Annotated in this window: 15 protein-coding genes; 9 read left to right on the top strand and 6 right to left on the bottom strand. The window is 71.1% G+C overall.

From position 1 onward, the window contains the following. Positions 1–47 precede the first annotated feature (47 nt). Positions 48–1,610, bottom strand: a complete 1,563-nt coding sequence (locus tag FV234_RS09845; RefSeq protein WP_147829006.1) for a D-alanyl-D-alanine carboxypeptidase family protein — start codon at positions 1,608–1,610, stop codon at positions 48–50. A 279-nt stretch (positions 1,611–1,889) separates the two neighbouring features. On the opposite strand from FV234_RS09845, the gene queE reads away from it, so the two are divergent. From queE to rfbA, 5 genes are all read left to right on the top strand, one after another. Further along, complete coding sequence (gene queE / locus FV234_RS09840; protein WP_147829004.1) at positions 1,890–2,522, top strand: 7-carboxy-7-deazaguanine synthase; 633 nt, start codon at positions 1,890–1,892, stop codon at positions 2,520–2,522. Positions 2,523–2,668: 146 nt separating this feature from the next. Continuing rightward, the gene (gene rfbC / locus FV234_RS09835) at positions 2,669–3,220 is read left to right on the top strand and encodes a dTDP-4-dehydrorhamnose 3,5-epimerase (RefSeq protein WP_147829002.1); all 552 of its coding nucleotides are present in this window, start codon (positions 2,669–2,671) and stop codon (positions 3,218–3,220) included. 47 nt (positions 3,221–3,267) lie between these two features. Then, a complete protein-coding gene (gene rfbB / locus FV234_RS09830; protein ID WP_147829000.1) occupies positions 3,268–4,350 on the top strand; it encodes a dTDP-glucose 4,6-dehydratase in 1,083 nt (360 codons plus the stop codon). After that, positions 4,351–5,250 (top strand): dTDP-4-dehydrorhamnose reductase, encoded by a 900-nt coding sequence (rfbD, locus tag FV234_RS09825; RefSeq protein WP_147828998.1) that lies wholly within the window; start codon positions 4,351–4,353, stop codon positions 5,248–5,250. Continuing rightward, complete coding sequence (gene rfbA, locus FV234_RS09820) at positions 5,247–6,125, top strand: glucose-1-phosphate thymidylyltransferase RfbA (RefSeq protein ID WP_147753858.1); 879 nt, start codon at positions 5,247–5,249, stop codon at positions 6,123–6,125. The genes rfbD and rfbA overlap by 4 nt, the downstream gene beginning before the upstream one ends. Before the next feature lie 19 nt (positions 6,126–6,144). Here rfbA and FV234_RS09815 read toward each other — a convergent pair whose 3' ends face one another. Further along, positions 6,145–6,453 (bottom strand): hypothetical protein, encoded by a 309-nt coding sequence (locus FV234_RS09815; protein WP_246686156.1) that lies wholly within the window; start codon positions 6,451–6,453, stop codon positions 6,145–6,147. 184 nt (positions 6,454–6,637) lie between these two features. Between FV234_RS09815 and FV234_RS09810 the strand changes: the two genes are divergently transcribed. The 4 genes from FV234_RS09810 to FV234_RS09795 all read left to right on the top strand — a co-directional run bounded on the left by FV234_RS09810 (position 6,638) and on the right by FV234_RS09795 (position 11,267). Beyond that, complete coding sequence (locus tag FV234_RS09810; protein ID WP_147753857.1) at positions 6,638–7,729, top strand: OpgC domain-containing protein; 1,092 nt, start codon at positions 6,638–6,640, stop codon at positions 7,727–7,729. A 131-nt stretch (positions 7,730–7,860) separates the two neighbouring features. Further along, positions 7,861–8,655: a GDSL-type esterase/lipase family protein gene (locus FV234_RS09805; protein WP_147829026.1), complete on the top strand. Its 795-nt coding sequence runs from the start codon at positions 7,861–7,863 to the stop codon at positions 8,653–8,655. A 129-nt stretch (positions 8,656–8,784) separates the two neighbouring features. Beyond that, positions 8,785–10,131: an oligosaccharide flippase family protein gene (locus tag FV234_RS09800; RefSeq protein WP_147828996.1), complete on the top strand. Its 1,347-nt coding sequence runs from the start codon at positions 8,785–8,787 to the stop codon at positions 10,129–10,131. Beyond that, a complete protein-coding gene (locus tag FV234_RS09795) occupies positions 10,128–11,267 on the top strand; it encodes a GNAT family N-acetyltransferase (RefSeq protein ID WP_238272226.1) in 1,140 nt (379 codons plus the stop codon). Before FV234_RS09800 ends, FV234_RS09795 begins: the two co-directional genes overlap by 4 nt. Positions 11,268–11,294: 27 nt before the next feature. Here the strand turns inward: FV234_RS09795 and FV234_RS09790 are convergent, their stop codons facing one another. From FV234_RS09790 to FV234_RS09775, 4 genes are all read right to left on the bottom strand, one after another. After that, on the bottom strand, positions 11,295–11,735 hold the full coding sequence (locus tag FV234_RS09790; protein ID WP_147828994.1) for a hypothetical protein: 441 nt from the start codon (positions 11,733–11,735) through the stop codon (positions 11,295–11,297). A 202-nt stretch (positions 11,736–11,937) separates the two neighbouring features. Further along, positions 11,938–13,344: a PAS domain-containing protein gene (locus FV234_RS09785; RefSeq protein ID WP_246686155.1), complete on the bottom strand. Its 1,407-nt coding sequence runs from the start codon at positions 13,342–13,344 to the stop codon at positions 11,938–11,940. Between the two features lie 258 nt (positions 13,345–13,602). Further along, complete coding sequence (locus tag FV234_RS09780) at positions 13,603–13,923, bottom strand: cytochrome c (RefSeq protein ID WP_147828992.1); 321 nt, start codon at positions 13,921–13,923, stop codon at positions 13,603–13,605. Positions 13,924–14,154: 231 nt separating this feature from the next. Further along, positions 14,155–15,435 carry a PQQ-dependent sugar dehydrogenase gene (locus tag FV234_RS09775; protein WP_147828990.1) on the bottom strand — a complete coding sequence of 427 codons (1,281 nt, stop codon included), beginning with the start codon at positions 15,433–15,435 and terminating at the stop codon, positions 14,155–14,157. Between the last annotated feature and the right edge of the window lie 34 nt (positions 15,436–15,469).

The following is a 15,469-nucleotide window of genomic DNA, read 5'->3' as shown; positions in this document are numbered from 1 at the left end:
CGTCCGGCCTAGCGCGGCCGGGCGGCGGGCTCAATCGCTGAGGCCGATCACTCGTCCGCGGTCGCAGCGGACTTCGCAGCGGACGACTTCGTAGCGGACGACTTCGCAGCGGACTTTGCCCCGCCGGGCTTGGCCTTCGCCGTCGGCTTGGCGGGCGTCACCTTGGCAGATGTCGGCTTGGCCGGCGCAGGTTTGCCGCCCTTCTGGGTCGCCGTCGTCGCCGGCTTGGTGTGGGCCGGCGTATGCTTGGCCTCCGGCATGCCGGACGCGTCCACCGCGGTGTAGGCGCTGGCCGAGCGGGGCACGCCGCCGGCGACGGCAGGCTTCGCCTTCCCCTGCGACTTGGCCTCTGACTTGGCCTGCGCCTTGGCCTCCAGGGCCGCGGCCCGCTTCTGCTTGGCCGCCTCCAGCGCCGCCTCGCGCTTGGCCTTGGCGGCCTCGAGCTTCGCGGTGCGGCTCGAGGCGGCGGCGGCCTTCTCCGCCTCGGCCTGCTCGTTGAGCATGATCTGCCCCTCGGCCGGGTCGCGACCGATCCAGACCAGGATCGGCTGCAGCGGCGCGCGCGGCGGCAGGGTGCGGTTCCGCGCGGCCGCGCCGTTCAGCGTCGCCAAGGTCAGCGCGGACGAGGACAGGCCGGCGGCCCCAAGGAACTGCGCGCCGGCGCTGTCGGCCGCGCCGGCGATGGCGCCCGGGCCTTCGTCGATCGGCATCGGCTTCTTGCGGTCGCAGATGTAGGGCCGCATGTCGGGCGGCGCGCCGATCGACGAGGCCGGCATCGCGTCGAGGGTCTGCGCGGTCCAGCCGGCGGACTGGCCGAAGCCGTAATCGAACAGGTCGGCGGCCTTGAGGTCGCGCTCGCGCGCGCTCGGGCTGCCCATCACGATGGTGAGGATGCGCCGGCCGTTGCGGTTGGCGCTCGCCACCACGTTGAAGCCGCCCGCGCAGATGAAGCCGGTCTTCATCCCGTCGACGCCGGCATAGCGCCCGAGCAGGCCGTTGTGGTTGGCCATCACCGAGCGGCCGAACTGGATCGCCGAGATCGAGAACAGGTCGTGCGAATCGGGGAAGTCGCGCAGCAGCGCGCGGCCGAGCACCGCCATGTCGCGGGCCGAGGTCCATTGCCGGGGATCGGGCAGGCCGTTCGGGTTGTACCAGCGGCTCTCGCGCATGCCGATCTTGCGCGCGGTCTCGTTCATCATGTCGGCGAAGCCGTCGACCGTGCCGCCGAGCGTCTCGCCGATCGCGAAGGCCACGTCGTTGGCCGACTTGACCATGATGATCTTCAAAGCGTTGTCGAGGGTGAGCTGCGTGCCCGGCTTGAAGCCCATCTTCGAGGGCGGCTCGGCGGCGGCGGCGGCCGAGATCGTGATCATCGAATCGAGCGAGACTTTGCCCTGCCGCACCAGGTCGAGGGCGACGTAGGTGGTCATCAGCTTGGTGATCGAGGCCGGGTACCAGGGGTCGGTCGCCCCTTGCGCGTAGAGCACCTTGCCGGAATCGACCTCCACCACGAGCACGGGTGCGGTCACGGCGTCGGCCGCCTGCGCACCGAGGAGGCCGGCGAGCGTGGCGAGCCCCAGGGAGAGGCGCCTCAGAAAACGGTTCGACATCGACCCCGACTCAAAGCAATGGAACGCCGCGCCGGCACCGGGCCCGGTGCCGTCCCTCTCGCGGCTGCGAACAAGGGCCCATGGATCGCCGGCCGTTCAACGCGGGCACCGTGGCAAGAGCATGGCGGAGCCTCAGCGTCTCGGCAGGCCCATGGCTGAGCTTCGCGCCTTGGGACACCGATGTGGCGTTGCGGCACGCGGACGCCTATGTGCTGTCGCTCGACGACCTTTTGGAACGGGACGGGGGCCGCGCCGACGGCGCGCGGGCACGGCGGGGCGATGGCGTACGCGGTCAAGGAACTCTTCCACACGCTTCAGGGCGAGGGTGCGCAGGCCGGGCGGGCGTCCGTGTTCTGCCGGTTCGCCGGCTGCAACCTGTGGTCCGGCCGCGAGGACGACCGGGCCGAGGCGGTCTGCCGGTTCTGCGACACCGCCTTCGTCGGCACCGACGGCGAGGGCGGGGGCAAGTTCGCCACCGCCGACGACCTGGCAGACCGGATCGCGCAGACCTGGGAGGGCGGCCCGCACGGGCACTACGTCGTCTTCACCGGCGGCGAGCCGCTGCTGCAGCTCGATCCCGCCCTGATCGCGGCGGTCCACGCCCGCGGCTTCGCCATCGCGGTGGAGACCAACGGAACGCTGGCGGCGCCCGAGGGGATCGATTGGATCTGCGTCAGCCCCAAGGCCGGCGCCCCCCTGGTGCAGCGGCACGGCGACGAGTTGAAGCTGGTCTTCCCGCAGGCCGGCCTCGCGCCGGAAACCGTCGCCGACCTCGACTTCCGCCATCGCTGGCTTCAGCCGATGGACGGCCCGGACCGGGTCGCCAACACCGGCGCGGCGGTCGCCTATTGCCGGGCGGATGCGCGCTGGCGGCTCTCGCTCCAGACGCACAAGATGATCGGGATTCCGTAGCGGGCGCGCTGGAGCCGCGAAAGGTCCTCGCGTCTTGACAGCCATGAGGAATGCCTGGAAGCCCGCTCGATGCGTCCGAGGCGGACGCCGTGGCGTGAGCGGCGGCGCGGTCGGGCGCTGGGCGCAGTACCATCGGAGAGCGTGCGATGGACGTGATCGAGACCCGGCTCGCCGGGGTGATGCGGGTGAAGCCGAAGCGCTTCGGCGACGCCCGCGGCTGGTTCTCGGAGACGTTCCGCGTCGACGCGCTGGCGCGCGCCGGCATCACCTGCGCGTTCATGCAGGACAACCAGTCGTTCTCGGCGCCGAAGGGGACGATCCGCGGCTTGCACTTCCAGGTCGCGCCGCAGCCGCAGGCCAAGCTCGTGCGGGTGCTCTCCGGGGCGATCCTCGACGTGGCGGTGGACCTGCGCCGCGCCTCCGCCACCTACGGTGAGCATGTGACGGTGACGTTGGATGCGGAGGGCGGCGAGCAGCTGTTCATCCCGCACGGCTTCGCCCACGGGTTCTGCACCCTGACGCCCGACACGATGGTGGCCTACAAGGTGGACGCGTACTACAGCCCGGCCCACGACCGCGCCCTGGTCTGGAACGACCCCGAGGTCGGCATCGACTGGCCGGTCTCGGCGGCGGAGGCGATCCTGTCGGACAAGGACAAGGCGGCGCCGCGCCTGTCGGACCTCGGACCGGTGTTCTGAGGACCCGGCTTGCGACGACCGTCGACGCATTCAAGGAAAGGCCTGCCATGCGCATTCTGGTAACCGGAGGTTGCGGCTTCATCGGCTCCGCTCTCGTGCTCCATCTCGTGCGCGACCTCGGCCACGAGGTGCTGACGCTGGACGCGCTGACCTACGCGGCCAACCCGGTCTCGCTGGACAGCCTCGCCGACGATGCCCGCCACCGCCTTGTCGAGGCCGACATCTGCGACGCCGACGCGGTGCGCGCGGCCTTCGCAGACTTTGCGCCGGAGGCGGTGATGCACCTGGCGGCGGAAAGCCACGTCGACCGCTCGATCACCGATCCGGGCGCCTTCATCCAGACCAACGTCATCGGCACGCAGGTGATGCTGGACGCCGCGCGCGGCCACTACGAGGCGCTGCCAGCGGAGGCGAAGGCGCGGTTCCGCTTCCTCCACGTCTCGACGGACGAGGTCTACGGCTCGCTGCCGCCGGACACGTTCTTCACGGAAGGTAGCCGCTACGATCCGCGCTCGCCCTACTCCGCCTCGAAGGCGGCCTCCGACCACCTCGCGCGGGCCTGGCACGAGACTTACGGCCTGCCGGTGCTGGTGACGAACTGCTCGAACAATTACGGGCCGCGCCACTTCCCCGAGAAGCTGATCCCGCTGATGATCCTCAACGCGCTCGAAGGCCGCAAGCTACCGGTCTACGGCGACGGCCTGAACGAGCGCGATTGGATCCATGTCGAGGACCACGCGCGCGGCCTCGTGGCGGTGCTGGAGCGCGGCCGGGTCGGCGAGACCTATCTGCTCGGCGGCCGCGCGGTACGCAACAACCTCGCCGTGGTGAAGGCGCTCTGCGCCGCCTTCGACCGGCTGCGGCCCGAGGGCGCCCCGCACGAAAACCTGATCAGCTTCGTCGCCGACCGTCCCGGCCACGACCGGCGCTACGCGATCGATCCGAGCAAGGCCGAAGCCGAAGTCGGCTGGGCGCCGTCCAAGACCTTCGAGCAGGCCTTGGAGGAGACCGTGCGCTGGTACCTCGACAACGAGGCCTGGTGGCGCCCGATCCGCGAGGGCCGCTACACCGGCGAGCGCCTCGGCCTGGCGCCGAGCGAGGGCGCACCCACGACAGGCAAGGGCGCCTGAATGGACATCCTCGTTCTCGGCGGCGCCGGGCAGGTCGGCACCGAGCTGCAGGCCTACGCCTGGCCTGACGGCGTCACGGTGCACGCCCCCGACCGCGCCGCCCTCGACATCACCGACGTCGATGCCGTCGCCCGCCTGCTGGCGGAACGTCGCTTCGCGGCGGTGATCAACACGGCCGCCTACACCGCGGTCGACAAGGCCGAATCCGAGCCGGTGGCGGCCTGGCGCCTCAACGCCCTGGCGCCGGCGATCCTGGCCGCCGAGACGGCGCGCCACGCGATCCCGCTGGTGCACGTCTCCACCGACTACGTCTTCGACGGCACGCGCCCCGGCGCCTACCGGCCCGACGACCCGATCGCCCCGCGCAGCGTCTACGGCGCGAGCAAGGCCGGCGGCGAGCTGGCGGTGCGGGCCGGCAACCCGCGCCACGCCATCCTGCGCACCGCCTGGGTGGTGAGCCCGCACCGGGGCAACTTCGTGAAGACGATGCTGCGGCTCGCGGCCGAACGCGACCGGCTCACCGTGGTCGACGACCAGCACGGCTGCCCGACCTCCGCCGCCGACCTCGCCGCGGCGCTCGCCGTGGTCGCCCTGCGCATGGCGGACGACGCGAACGCGCCGACCGGCACCTTCCACTGCGTCAACGCCGGGACGACCACCTGGCACGGCTTTGCGCAAGCCATCGTCGCCGGCAGCGTGGCACGCGGCGGGCGCGAGGTGCCGGTCGCCGGCATCACGACCAGCGCCTACCCGACGCCGGCCCGGCGCCCGGCCAATTCCGACCTCTCCACCGAGAGCCTGCACGCAGCCTACGGCATCGCGATGCGACCGTGGCAACAGGCTCTCGACACCATCCTCGACCGCCTAATCGGGCCGGTCCCAACGGAGGCGTCCCGATGAAGGGCATCATCCTGGCCGGCGGCTCCGGCACGCGGCTGCACCCGGCCACGCTGTCGATCAACAAGCAGCTGCTGCCGGTCTACGACAAGCCGATGATCTACTATCCGGTCTCGGTGCTGATGCTGGCCGGCATCCGCGAGATCCTGATCATCTCCAGCCCGGAACACCTCGACAACTACAAGCGCCTGTTCGGCACCGGCGAGCAGTTCGGCTTGCGCTTCTCCTACGCGGTCCAGCCCAAGCCCGAGGGGCTGGCCCAGGCCTTCATCATCGGCCGCGACTTCGTCGGCGACGACGACGTGGCGCTGATCCTCGGCGACAACCTGTTCTTCGGCGCCGGCATGAGCGACCTGCTGGCGCGCGCCGCCGAGCGCAAGGCCGGCGCGACGGTGTTCGCCTACCACGTCGAGAACCCGCAGGCCTACGGCGTCGTCACCCTGGACGCGGCCGGGCGCCCGTTGCGCCTGGTCGAGAAGCCGACCGAGCCGGAATCGACCTGGGCGGTCACCGGCCTGTACTTCTACGACAACCAGGTGCTCGACATCGCAGCGGCCGTGAAGCCGTCGCCGCGCGGCGAGCTCGAGATTACCTCGGTCAACGAGGCCTACCTCGCGCTCGGCCAGCTCCACGTCGAGAAGATGTCCCGCGGCTACGCCTGGCTCGACACCGGCACCCACGACAGCCTGCTCGAAGCCTCCGAGTTCGTGCGTACGATCCAGAACCGCCAGGGCCTGCAGGTGGCATGCCTGGAGGAGATCGCGTTCGAGCGCGGCTTCATCGGCCGCGACCAGCTCGTCGCCCGCGGCGAGCTGTTCAAGAAGACCGCCTACGGGCAGAACCTCCTCAGGCTGGCGCGCGAACACGCGGCAGAATGAACCGCCGCTCTGCCGGGCGCTATTTCGGGCTGCAGCCGATGCAGATGCCGCGCATGAGCTGGTCGTCCTGCTTCTCGTTCGGCGTGCGCGTCCGGCGGTCGTCGGCGGTAGCCGCGCCGGCCCCGGTCGAGGGCGGCATGGTCCGGCCGACACGCGAGGTGTTCGGCGCCGTCACCGTCGAGGCCGCGCCGCCGCCGGTCCCGGTCTCGGCCTGGGCGAGGGCTTGCCCCGCGAGGAAGACTTGCCCCGGGAGGAAGCCTTGCCCCGGGAGGGACGACGCCAGAGCGGCGGCGAGGACGAAGACGGAAATCGGGCGGGTTCTGGACATCGTGCGCTCCTTGGTCCCGGCGTAACGCGGCTCGCGGCGCGGCGGTTCGACCTGTCGTGCGCCTCGTTCGCGTCCAACCTTTGCAGTCGGGCCTGCGCCGCCGTATCAGGACCCGCCTTCGCTGCGTCGCGAAGCGCCGACGCCCGCCGAGCCCGCACGCCGAACTTCCGGAGCCGACACCGCGATGCGGGAACCGAACGCGATCGACTTCTGGCGGGGGCTCGCCCTCGTCACGATCTTCATCAACCACGTCCCCGGCAACACCTTCGAGCGCTACACCTACTCGCAATACGGCATCTCGGACGCGGCCGAGCTGTTCGTGTTCCTGGCCGGCTGGTCGATCGGCATCGCCACCCGCGGCCGCGACGGCACCCCTGAGCCGCGCCTGCGCTCGGTCCTGCGCCTGCTGTCGCGCACCATCGAGGTCTACCGGGCGCAGCTCGCCGTGATGGTGATCGCGCTGGCGATGATCGCCGGCACCGCGCTGGTGTTCGACAACCCGCTCATCCTCGAATGGCACAATGCCGGCGGGTTCTTCGCCGACCCGATCCAGACCGTCGTCGGCATGGTCCTGCTGACCCACCAGCTCGGCTTCTTCAACATCCTGCCGCTCTACGTGGTGCTGCTCGGGATCGCGCCGGCCTTCGTGCTGATCGCCCGGCTGAACCGACTCCTGGCGCTGGGGCTCTCGGTCGGGCTCTATCTCGCCAGCCTGGTCGAGGAGTGGAACCTGCAATCCTGGCCCGGCCAGGGCGACTGGTTCTTCGATCCGTGGTGCTGGCAGCTGCTGCTCGTGCTCGGCTTCGTCCTGCAGGACTGGAACCGCACCTCGGGCACGCTCCGGCTCTGGTCGCGCCGGCTGTTCCCCCTCGGGATCGCGATCGTCGTGCTCGGGATCGTGCTCTCCGTGCTGGAGATCCGGCCCGATCCGATGCTGGTGCCGGACCCGCGACTGCTGTTCACCTTCGACAAGACCTACCTGACGCCGGCACGCCTGTTACATTTCGTGGGCGTCCTTCTCGCGTTCGGCCCGGTCTACGGTATCATCGCGCCTCGGATCCCCTTGATTGTCGGGTATCTTGCGGGCTTGGGCCGGAATTCCCTGGCCGTGTTCTCCATGGGATCGATCTTGAGCCTCGGCGGCCAGCTCTTGCGGTTTCGGACCGGCGGCGGATTGGTCGTCGACATGATCGTGCTCGCCGTCGGCATCGTCGGCCTCGGCGCGACGGCGTGGTTCGTGGAATGGCGCGGCCGCAAGCCCCGGGTGGCGTCGTGAGGACAGGCGCGATGCACCGGATCGCCGTCGCATGGCTTCTCGGCCTGCTCGCGGCTTGGCCGGTCGCGCCTTGGCCGGTCGCGGCTTGGCCGGTCGCAGCTCAGGAGGCGCCCCGTGCGCCGGGCGTCCCGATGGTGGTGTCGCCGCCCTCCGGGGCCGGGAGCAAGGAGGCGGAGCCGGGCGATACGAGCCTGTCGCCGGAATGCCGCGTCCCGGGCTCGCAGCTCTACACCCTGTCCCAGCTCCCGGCGGTGAAGGCGGCGTTGCAGAAGAACCGCCCGGTGCGGGTGCTCGCTATCGGCGGCAACGCCGCGCCCGGGGCCTCGGCGACTTATCCGGTCAAGCTCGAGACGGCGCTGGAGCGTGCGATGCCCAACGTCGACGTGGTGATGGAATATCGCGGCCTCCAGGGCGAGATCGCCTCGGGCGCGGCCGAGCGGCTGCGCAGCATGGTCGCCGACGTGGAGCCGGACCTCGTGATCTGGCAGGTCGGCACCCACGACGCCCTCGCCCGGGTCGAGCTCGACGCCTTCACCGACGCGCTCACCGAGACCGTGAAGTGGATCAAGTCGCACGACATCGACGTGGTCCTGGTCGACCCGCTCTACACCGCGAGCCTCGCGGCGGACGCCTACTATACCAGCATCGTCCAGTCGGTGCGCACGGTGGCGACGCAGGAGAAGGTGCCGCTGGTGCTGCGCTACGACGCGATGCGCTACCTCGCCGGGCGCAGCGACAAGGGCGAGGGCCACATGCTCGGCCAGCAGTTCCGCCTCAACGACCTCGGCCTGCGCTGCATGGCCGAGCACGTCAGCCGCGCGATCACGCTGTCGCTGCAGCAGCCCGAGGCCACCGGAACCGCGGGAGCGACGGCGCCGAAGCCCACCGGTACCGCGGGGGCGACGGCGGTGCCGGCGAGGCCCTGACGCCGGCAAAGCCCTGACGTTGGTAAGACCCTGACGTCGGTAAGACCCTGACCCTGCCCCATTAACCCCGCCGCAACGGCGGCCGGGTTAGGGCTCGGGGCCGATCCGCGCGGGATCGAGGAGGCGGACATGGCGGCGGCGACCCTCGGCTCGGCCGTCCACCGCCTGCGCGCCGCCGCGACCGGCCCCGCCCGCACCGCCCTCGACGTGTTCGCGATCCGCATCGCCTCGGCCGGCTTCGCCTACGGCGCGCAGGTGCTCACCGCCCGGCTGATGGGCTGGCAGGAATACGGCATCTTCGCCACGGTCTGGGTCTGGACCGCGATGATCGGCCATTCGGTCACGCTCGGCCTGTCGCAGGGCGCCTGCCGCTTCCTGCCGGTCGACCAGGCCCGCGGCGACCTCGACCACGCCCGCGGCTACCTCGTGGCCGGCGCCGTCGCGATCGGCGCGGCCGCCCTCCTCGTCGCCGGGGTGGGTGCCGCGATCCTGACGCTGCGGCCCGATTGGGTCGCCGGGCCCTATCGGGCGCCGCTCCTCGTCGCCGCGCTGGTGCTGCCGCTGTTCGCGCTCCAGGACTTCCTCGAAGGCCTCGCCCGCAGCCAGAACTGGGCGGTGCTGGCGATCGCCCCGCCCTACCTCGTGCGCCAGACCGTGATGATGGTCGCGATGGTCGCCGCGATCCTGCTCGGGGCGCCCGCCCACGCCTGGGTCGCGATGGCCTGCATGCTCGCCGCCGCGATCCTGTCGGTGGCGATCCAGGCGACGCTCGTGATCGCGCGGATGGCGCGCACCCTGCCCAAGGGCCCGCGCCGCTACCGCTGGCGCCACTGGCTCGGCGCCAGCCTGCCGATCGCGCTGATCGACCTGGCCAACGCCGGCTTCACCTTCGTCGACGTGGTGGTGCTCGGCTTCCTGATGCCGCCCTCGGCGGTCGGCCTGTACTTCGCCGCGACGCGCATCCAGCAATTCGTCGTGTTCGTGCACTTCGCCGCCGTCGCCGCCACCGCGCAGCGCTTCAGCGCGGCGCATGCGGTCGGCGACTGGGCGACGCTTTCCTGGCTTGTGCGCCTGCAGGGCCGCGGCACCCTGGCGGCCACCGCCCTCGTGGCGCTCGCCGTCGTCGCCGCGAGCCCCCTGCTGCTGGCGATGTTCGGCCCGCAATTCTCCGACAGCATCCCGATCCTCGCCGTGCTCGCCGCCGGCAGCGTCGCCGCGAGCCTGTTCGGCCCGGGTGAGGATCTGCTGACCATGCTCGGCGGCGAGCGGCTCTGCGCCGGCATCACCCTGGCGATGCTGGCGGTGGCCGTCGGCGCCTGCCTGCTCCTCGTGCCGCATCTCGGGGTGATCGGCGCGGCGCTCGGGATGGCGCTGACCACGATCCTGCGCGCCGGCATCCTGGCGCTGGCGGCGCACCGCGTCCACGGCCTCTCGACCCCGGTCTGGACCGGCCTTTTCACGGCGAACCCGCGATGATCTCCGCCGTCCACATGCCCGCGATCGAGGCCGGCCCGTCCGACGCGCCGGATGCGGCCGAATGGGACGACCTGTTCGCGCGGGCGCGGGCGCCGCATCCGCACTACGCCCGCCACGTCGTCGCCGCGCATCAGCGCGCCGGCCTCGCCCCCGAGGCCCTGCGCTTCGTCACAATCCGCCGCGCGGGCCGGCTCGAAGCCGCCCTGCCCTACGGAATCGCGCGCGATGTCAGCGCGCTCGGGGGCCGGGTCGCGCGGCCCTTCCTGTCGCCCTTCGTCACCGCGACCGCGCCCCTCGTCGCCGACGGCCCGGCACGGGACGCCGTGCTCGACGCCCTCGTCGCGGGCCTCGCAGCCGCCTCCGGCGGCCGGGCTTGGCGTTGGCCGCTGCTGCCCCTCGACGGCCCGGCCGGCGCCGGCCTCGTCGCCGCGATGGACCGCGCCGGCTGGCGACGCGCCACGGTGGCCGCGTTCGCGCGCCCGGTGCTCGACCGGCGCGCGAGCCACGACGCGTTCCTGGAGGGCCACCCGCACAAGGGCCGCCTGAAGGACCTCCGCCGCCGCGCCAAGCGCCTCGGCGAGGCCGGCGCGGTGACCTTCGCGACCGCGACTGCCGGCCCCGACCTCGACCAAGCGGTCGCGGCCTTCCTCGCGCTGGAGCGCGTGGGCTGGAAGGGCGCGGCCGGCACGGCGATGGCCTGCCGCCCGGAGCACGCGGCCTTCGCGCGCGCGCTGTTCGGGCAGAAGGAGGGGCCGGCGCAGGGGCCGGTCGGCGCCCGCGCGGACATCCTGGCGCTGGACGGCAGGCCGGTGGCGATCAGCCTCGCGCTCGTCGGCGGCGGCGTCGCGACGCTTCTGAAGACCGCCTACGACGAGGACCAGCGCGCCTGCGCCCCGGGCTTGCTGCTGGAGGCCGAGATCGTGCGCGCCTGCCACGACGACGCCTTCGCCGACAGGCTCGATTCGGCGACGCTCGCGGGCTCGGCGCTCGAAGGCCTCTACCGCGAGCGCGAGACCGTGGCCGAGATCATCGCGATACCGCCGGGGCGCGACGCGCTCTCGCTGGAGCGCCGGGTCGCCCTCGCCCGCTTCGAGCATCGAGCCCGCGACGAGGCCAGGCGGCGGCTCGGCCGCTGACGCGTTTTATCGAAAATCGCGCCGCCGTCACGCGCGCCGGCGGCGCCAGCCGTCGAAGAAGGCGGGGTCCGTCAGCCCCGCGGCGAGCACGCCGAACAGCCCGAGATGCAGGCCGAGCGCCGCGAGCCCGACCCCATGCAGCGACCACAGGGCGACGGCCCCGCCCAGCATCGACGGCGGCCCCGCCACGTAGGCGAATCTGCGCCAGCCCGCGGCCGGCCGCCCGAGCCGCCAGAGGCAGGCCGCGAGCGCGGCCAACGCCAGACCGCCCTTGATCAGGGCCATGCAGCGGATCACCCGGACGAGATCCGGATCGATCGCAACAGCAGGCGCCCGCACGACCCCGATCGTCCCGGCGACGAGCGCGGCGGCGGCGGCCACGACCAGCACCGGGCGCGGCCCGAGCCCGATCGCGACGCGTGCGGGAAACACCGTCGCGTCCGGGGCGAAAGCTGTGGGGACCCGCATCGATGCCTCCGCGTGCGTCCAGGATCGGCTTTGGGCTACCCCCGGCGGGGGTCGCGTCTCAGTGTGAACGTCGGCCAGGCGGTGCGCAACGCATGCATTTCTGCCGGTCCGCTTCGAGCCGAAAAGATCATCGCGCAGGCCCAGGCAGCCCCCACGATCGGACATTCCACCCGCGCGATCCGATTGGATCGCAGCGCCACCCTCATGCGAGGATGGACGACGGAAGGCGTACCGTGAACGTCGTGCCCTGGGCGTTGGTCGCGGTCGCGAGAATGCCGTCGATCTGGCGCACGAAGGCTTCGACGAAGCGCGAGCCGAGTCCCGAGCCGGATGGCCCACCGCCGGTGACCACGAGACCGGCGCCGTTGTCGCTGACGGTCAGGGCGACCTCACCCTCACGCCGGTCGAACCCGAGGACGATCTGACCTTTCCCGTCAGGGAACGCGTACTTGACCGCATTCGTCGCGAGCTCGTTGACGATCAGTCCGATCGTCACCGCGTGATCGGGATCGATCGACAGCGGCTCCGCGGAGACGGAGATCGTGACGTGCGAGCCCTCCCCCAGAAGACTGGCGCGCAAGCTCGTGGCGATGCCGGTGAGGTAGGTGTCCATCGGGACCGGGCCGAGCGCGGCGGAGCGCGCGATGACATCGTACAGCTGGGCGACCGCACCGATCCGAGCCTGCATGGCCCGGTAGCCTTCCCGGCACGGTTCGGCCGCCCGGCGGGCCTCGTAGGATACGAAGGAGGTGATGACCGTCAGGCTGTTCTTGATCCGATGGGCCAGCTCGGTCGACAGCATCTCGCGATGCCGTTCGAGCATCCGCGCCTCGGTCACGTCCTCGAACACCACCAGCATCCGGGTGACGTGATCGCCGGGGCGGAACACCTTGCGGGCGTTCAGCTTGAAGATTCGTCTTCCGAGGCCCGGAAATTCGTCCTCGATCTCGAAGCCGTCGAAGGCCTCCTCGTCCGGGACCACGCGCGCCAACAGCGCCTGCAGCTTCCCGATCTTCCATTGCCCCTGCGACAGGTCGTGAAGCTTATGGCCGATCACGGCTTCGGCGGGCACGTCGAAGAGCTGCAGGAAGGCGCGGCTCGCGGTGGTTACCCGCATGTCGCCTTCGAGGATCAGGAGCGGATCCCGAATGGTATCGACGACGTTCTGGGCAAGTTCCCAGGTGCGTTCGCTTTCGCGTCGCGCTTCGCGCGCCTCCGTCACGTCCTCGATGGCCAGCAGAAGCCGCTCTGTGCCGTCGCCCGGGCGGTAGACCTTGCGGGCGTTGAGAAGCATGACCTTGCGACCGATCCCGGGGAAGTCGTGCTCGACCTCATAGGCCTCGACGACCTGGTCATCGGGGATGATCGTGCCGAGCAGGTCTCGGAGAGCCGGAATGTCCCACTGGTCGTTGCCGAGCTCGAACAACCGCTGCCCGATGGTGTCCTCGACCGTCACGCCGAAGGTGCGGCAGAACGCGCGATTGGCCGACCGGACGCGCAGATCCCCGTCGAGCACCAGAAGACCGGTCGGGATGGTTTCGACGATGTCGTTGGCGCTGATGGCGTTCATGCCGGCCCATCCATCCGGATCTCCGCCGTCTTCCTGCATGGCGGTCGTCCTCGAATCGTTATGGCTCTTCAAGCAGTAGACCGCGACCGACCGACATCATAGATCCTTCGGCAGACAGCCCCGACGCCAGCCGACATTCCCGATGCCCAGCGTGCGAACGTCGGCCTTTTGCATCCTACAGGTCGATCGCTACGCCACGATCGGGTCGAGACCAGCCGGTCGAGCAGGCTCGCGTTTCAATCCGAGGCTCGACGCCGAGGACAAATTCGCCCCCCCGGCCGGCGGCGTTCGTCCCGCTCAGCCCGGCGGGATCACCTCGATCTGCAGGCCGCCGTAATAGGCCGCGAGGTTGGCGATGTCGGCATCCGACAGGTCTTTGGCCACGACCGACATCACCGGGTTCTGCCGGGTGCCGTCGCGATACTCGGTGAGCGCCTTCACGAGGTAGACCTCGACCTGGCCGGCGAGGTTCGGCGCCTCGGGCAGCTTCGAGAGCCCGTCCATCCCGTGGCAGGTCTGGCAGGCGGTGGCGCGTTTCCGGCCCGCCGCCGCGTCGCCGGCCTGGGCGAGGGCGGGCGCGACGGCGAGGATCAGGGCGAAGGCGGCGAGGCGGATCATGCGGGGACCGGGCGGGTGCGAGCCTGTGGACGTTCGAGAATGCGCATCGCCCGCACGCCGCCGAGCCCGGGATCGGCACCCCGGCCGCACGCGCCGGGCGAGCCCGGCGCGTGCGTGTGCAGGTGACTGTGCAAGTGGTTTTGCAAGTGGCTTTGCAAGTGATCCTGGAAGTGATCGTGCAAGTGGCCGTTCAGGTGTCGGTGCGTGTGCCTGCAACGATGGAAGTGCGTTCTATTTCGCGTCGTTTTCGTACGAAATCCGGTAGATCGCGCCGGCCGCGTCGTCGGAGACCAGGAGCGAGCCGTCGAGCAGCACCGCGACGTCCACGGGGCGGCCGAGATACTCGCCGTCGCCGGTCAGCCAGCCTTCCGCGAAGGGCTTCGGCTGGCCGACCTTGCCGTCGACGACGGGCGCGAACATGACGCGCGCGCCGACCGGCTCGGTGCGGTTCCACGAGCCGTGCTCGGCGATGAAGATGCCGCCGCGATAGGCCTGCGGGAACTGGCGGCCGTTGTAGAAGGTCAGCCCAAGGTCGGCGGCGTGCGGCGCCAGCTCGGCCACCGGGGCGACGACGCCGGCCGGCGGGGTCTGGTCCTTGTACTCGACGGTGCGGACGGCGCCGCCGCCGAACCACGGGAAGCCGAAGTTCTCGCCGGCCTTGGTGGCGTGGTTGAGCTCGCCCGGCGGCTTGTCGTCGCCCATGCCGTCGACCTGGTTGTCGGTGAACCACAACGACTTGTCGGCGGCGAAGTCGATGCCGACGGAGTTGCGGATGCCGGTGGCGTAGACCTCGCGGTTCTTGCCGTCGGCGTCCATGCGCACGATCCCGCCGATGCCGTGCGTGCGGTAGAGGTCCATCTTCTCGGGCGCCGGCACGTTGTAGGGCTGGCCGAGCGCGATGTAGGTCTTGCCGTCCGGGCCGACGCGGCAGACGCGGGCGGTGTGGTTGTAGCTCTCCTCCGAGGCCGGGATCAGCTCGCCCTGCTTGACCACGATTCCGGCGGCGACGTCCGGGTTCTCGTAGAAGAACTCGGCCGCGGGGAAGGACAGCACCCGGTTCTGCTCGACAACCGTGAGCACGCCGTCCTTCGAGAAGCAGACGCCGTTGGGGATCTTGAAGTCGATGCCCGGCGCGAAGGCGCGGACCTCGTCGGCGACGCGGTCCTTGTCGCGGTCGGTGACGGTGTAGACCTTGGTCTTGCGGGTGCCGACGAACAGCACGCCGGCATTGGGGCCGACGGCGATCGCGCGGGCGTCCGGCACGATCGCGTAGAGGTCGATCTTGAAGCCCTCGGGGAGCTTGATCTTGGCGAGCGTCTTGCGGATCGCGTCGGCCTTGCGGCCGGTCTGCGGGATTTCGGGGGCGGGCGCCGTGTTGGTGCTCTGCATGCCCTGGAGCTTGACCAAGTCGTCCACCTTGGCCTTGGTCTCGGCGGGCAGCGCGCCCTGGGCGAGGGCGGACGTGACGAGGGCGGCGCTGGACAGAAGCGCGGCGAGGAACACCGGACGCATGGGGCTGATCTCCCGAGACCGCCCTTGAGACCGG

This window comes from Methylobacterium sp. WL8, assembly GCF_008040045.1.
Lineage (GTDB): Bacteria > Pseudomonadota > Alphaproteobacteria > Rhizobiales > Beijerinckiaceae > Methylobacterium > Methylobacterium cerastii.
This window is presented reverse-complemented; position numbering and strand designations above follow the sequence as displayed.

Coding starts and splice junctions, on each gene's coding strand:
- FV234_RS09845 (WP_147829006.1), bottom strand. CDS start 1,610: ATGTCGAACCGTTTTCTGAGGCGCCTCTCCCTGGGGCTCGCCACGCTC.
- queE (WP_147829004.1), top strand. CDS start 1,890: ATGGCGTACGCGGTCAAGGAACTCTTCCACACGCTTCAGGGCGAGGGT.
- rfbC (WP_147829002.1), top strand. CDS start 2,669: ATGGACGTGATCGAGACCCGGCTCGCCGGGGTGATGCGGGTGAAGCCG.
- rfbB (WP_147829000.1), top strand. CDS start 3,268: ATGCGCATTCTGGTAACCGGAGGTTGCGGCTTCATCGGCTCCGCTCTC.
- rfbD (WP_147828998.1), top strand. CDS start 4,351: ATGGACATCCTCGTTCTCGGCGGCGCCGGGCAGGTCGGCACCGAGCTG.
- rfbA (WP_147753858.1), top strand. CDS start 5,247: ATGAAGGGCATCATCCTGGCCGGCGGCTCCGGCACGCGGCTGCACCCG.
- FV234_RS09815 (WP_246686156.1), bottom strand. CDS start 6,453: ATGTCCAGAACCCGCCCGATTTCCGTCTTCGTCCTCGCCGCCGCTCTG.
- FV234_RS09810 (WP_147753857.1), top strand. CDS start 6,638: ATGCGGGAACCGAACGCGATCGACTTCTGGCGGGGGCTCGCCCTCGTC.
- FV234_RS09805 (WP_147829026.1), top strand. CDS start 7,861: ATGGTGGTGTCGCCGCCCTCCGGGGCCGGGAGCAAGGAGGCGGAGCCG.
- FV234_RS09800 (WP_147828996.1), top strand. CDS start 8,785: ATGGCGGCGGCGACCCTCGGCTCGGCCGTCCACCGCCTGCGCGCCGCC.
- FV234_RS09795 (WP_238272226.1), top strand. CDS start 10,128: ATGATCTCCGCCGTCCACATGCCCGCGATCGAGGCCGGCCCGTCCGAC.
- FV234_RS09790 (WP_147828994.1), bottom strand. CDS start 11,735: ATGCGGGTCCCCACAGCTTTCGCCCCGGACGCGACGGTGTTTCCCGCA.
- FV234_RS09785 (WP_246686155.1), bottom strand. CDS start 13,344: ATGCAGGAAGACGGCGGAGATCCGGATGGATGGGCCGGCATGAACGCC.
- FV234_RS09780 (WP_147828992.1), bottom strand. CDS start 13,923: ATGATCCGCCTCGCCGCCTTCGCCCTGATCCTCGCCGTCGCGCCCGCC.
- FV234_RS09775 (WP_147828990.1), bottom strand. CDS start 15,435: ATGCGTCCGGTGTTCCTCGCCGCGCTTCTGTCCAGCGCCGCCCTCGTC.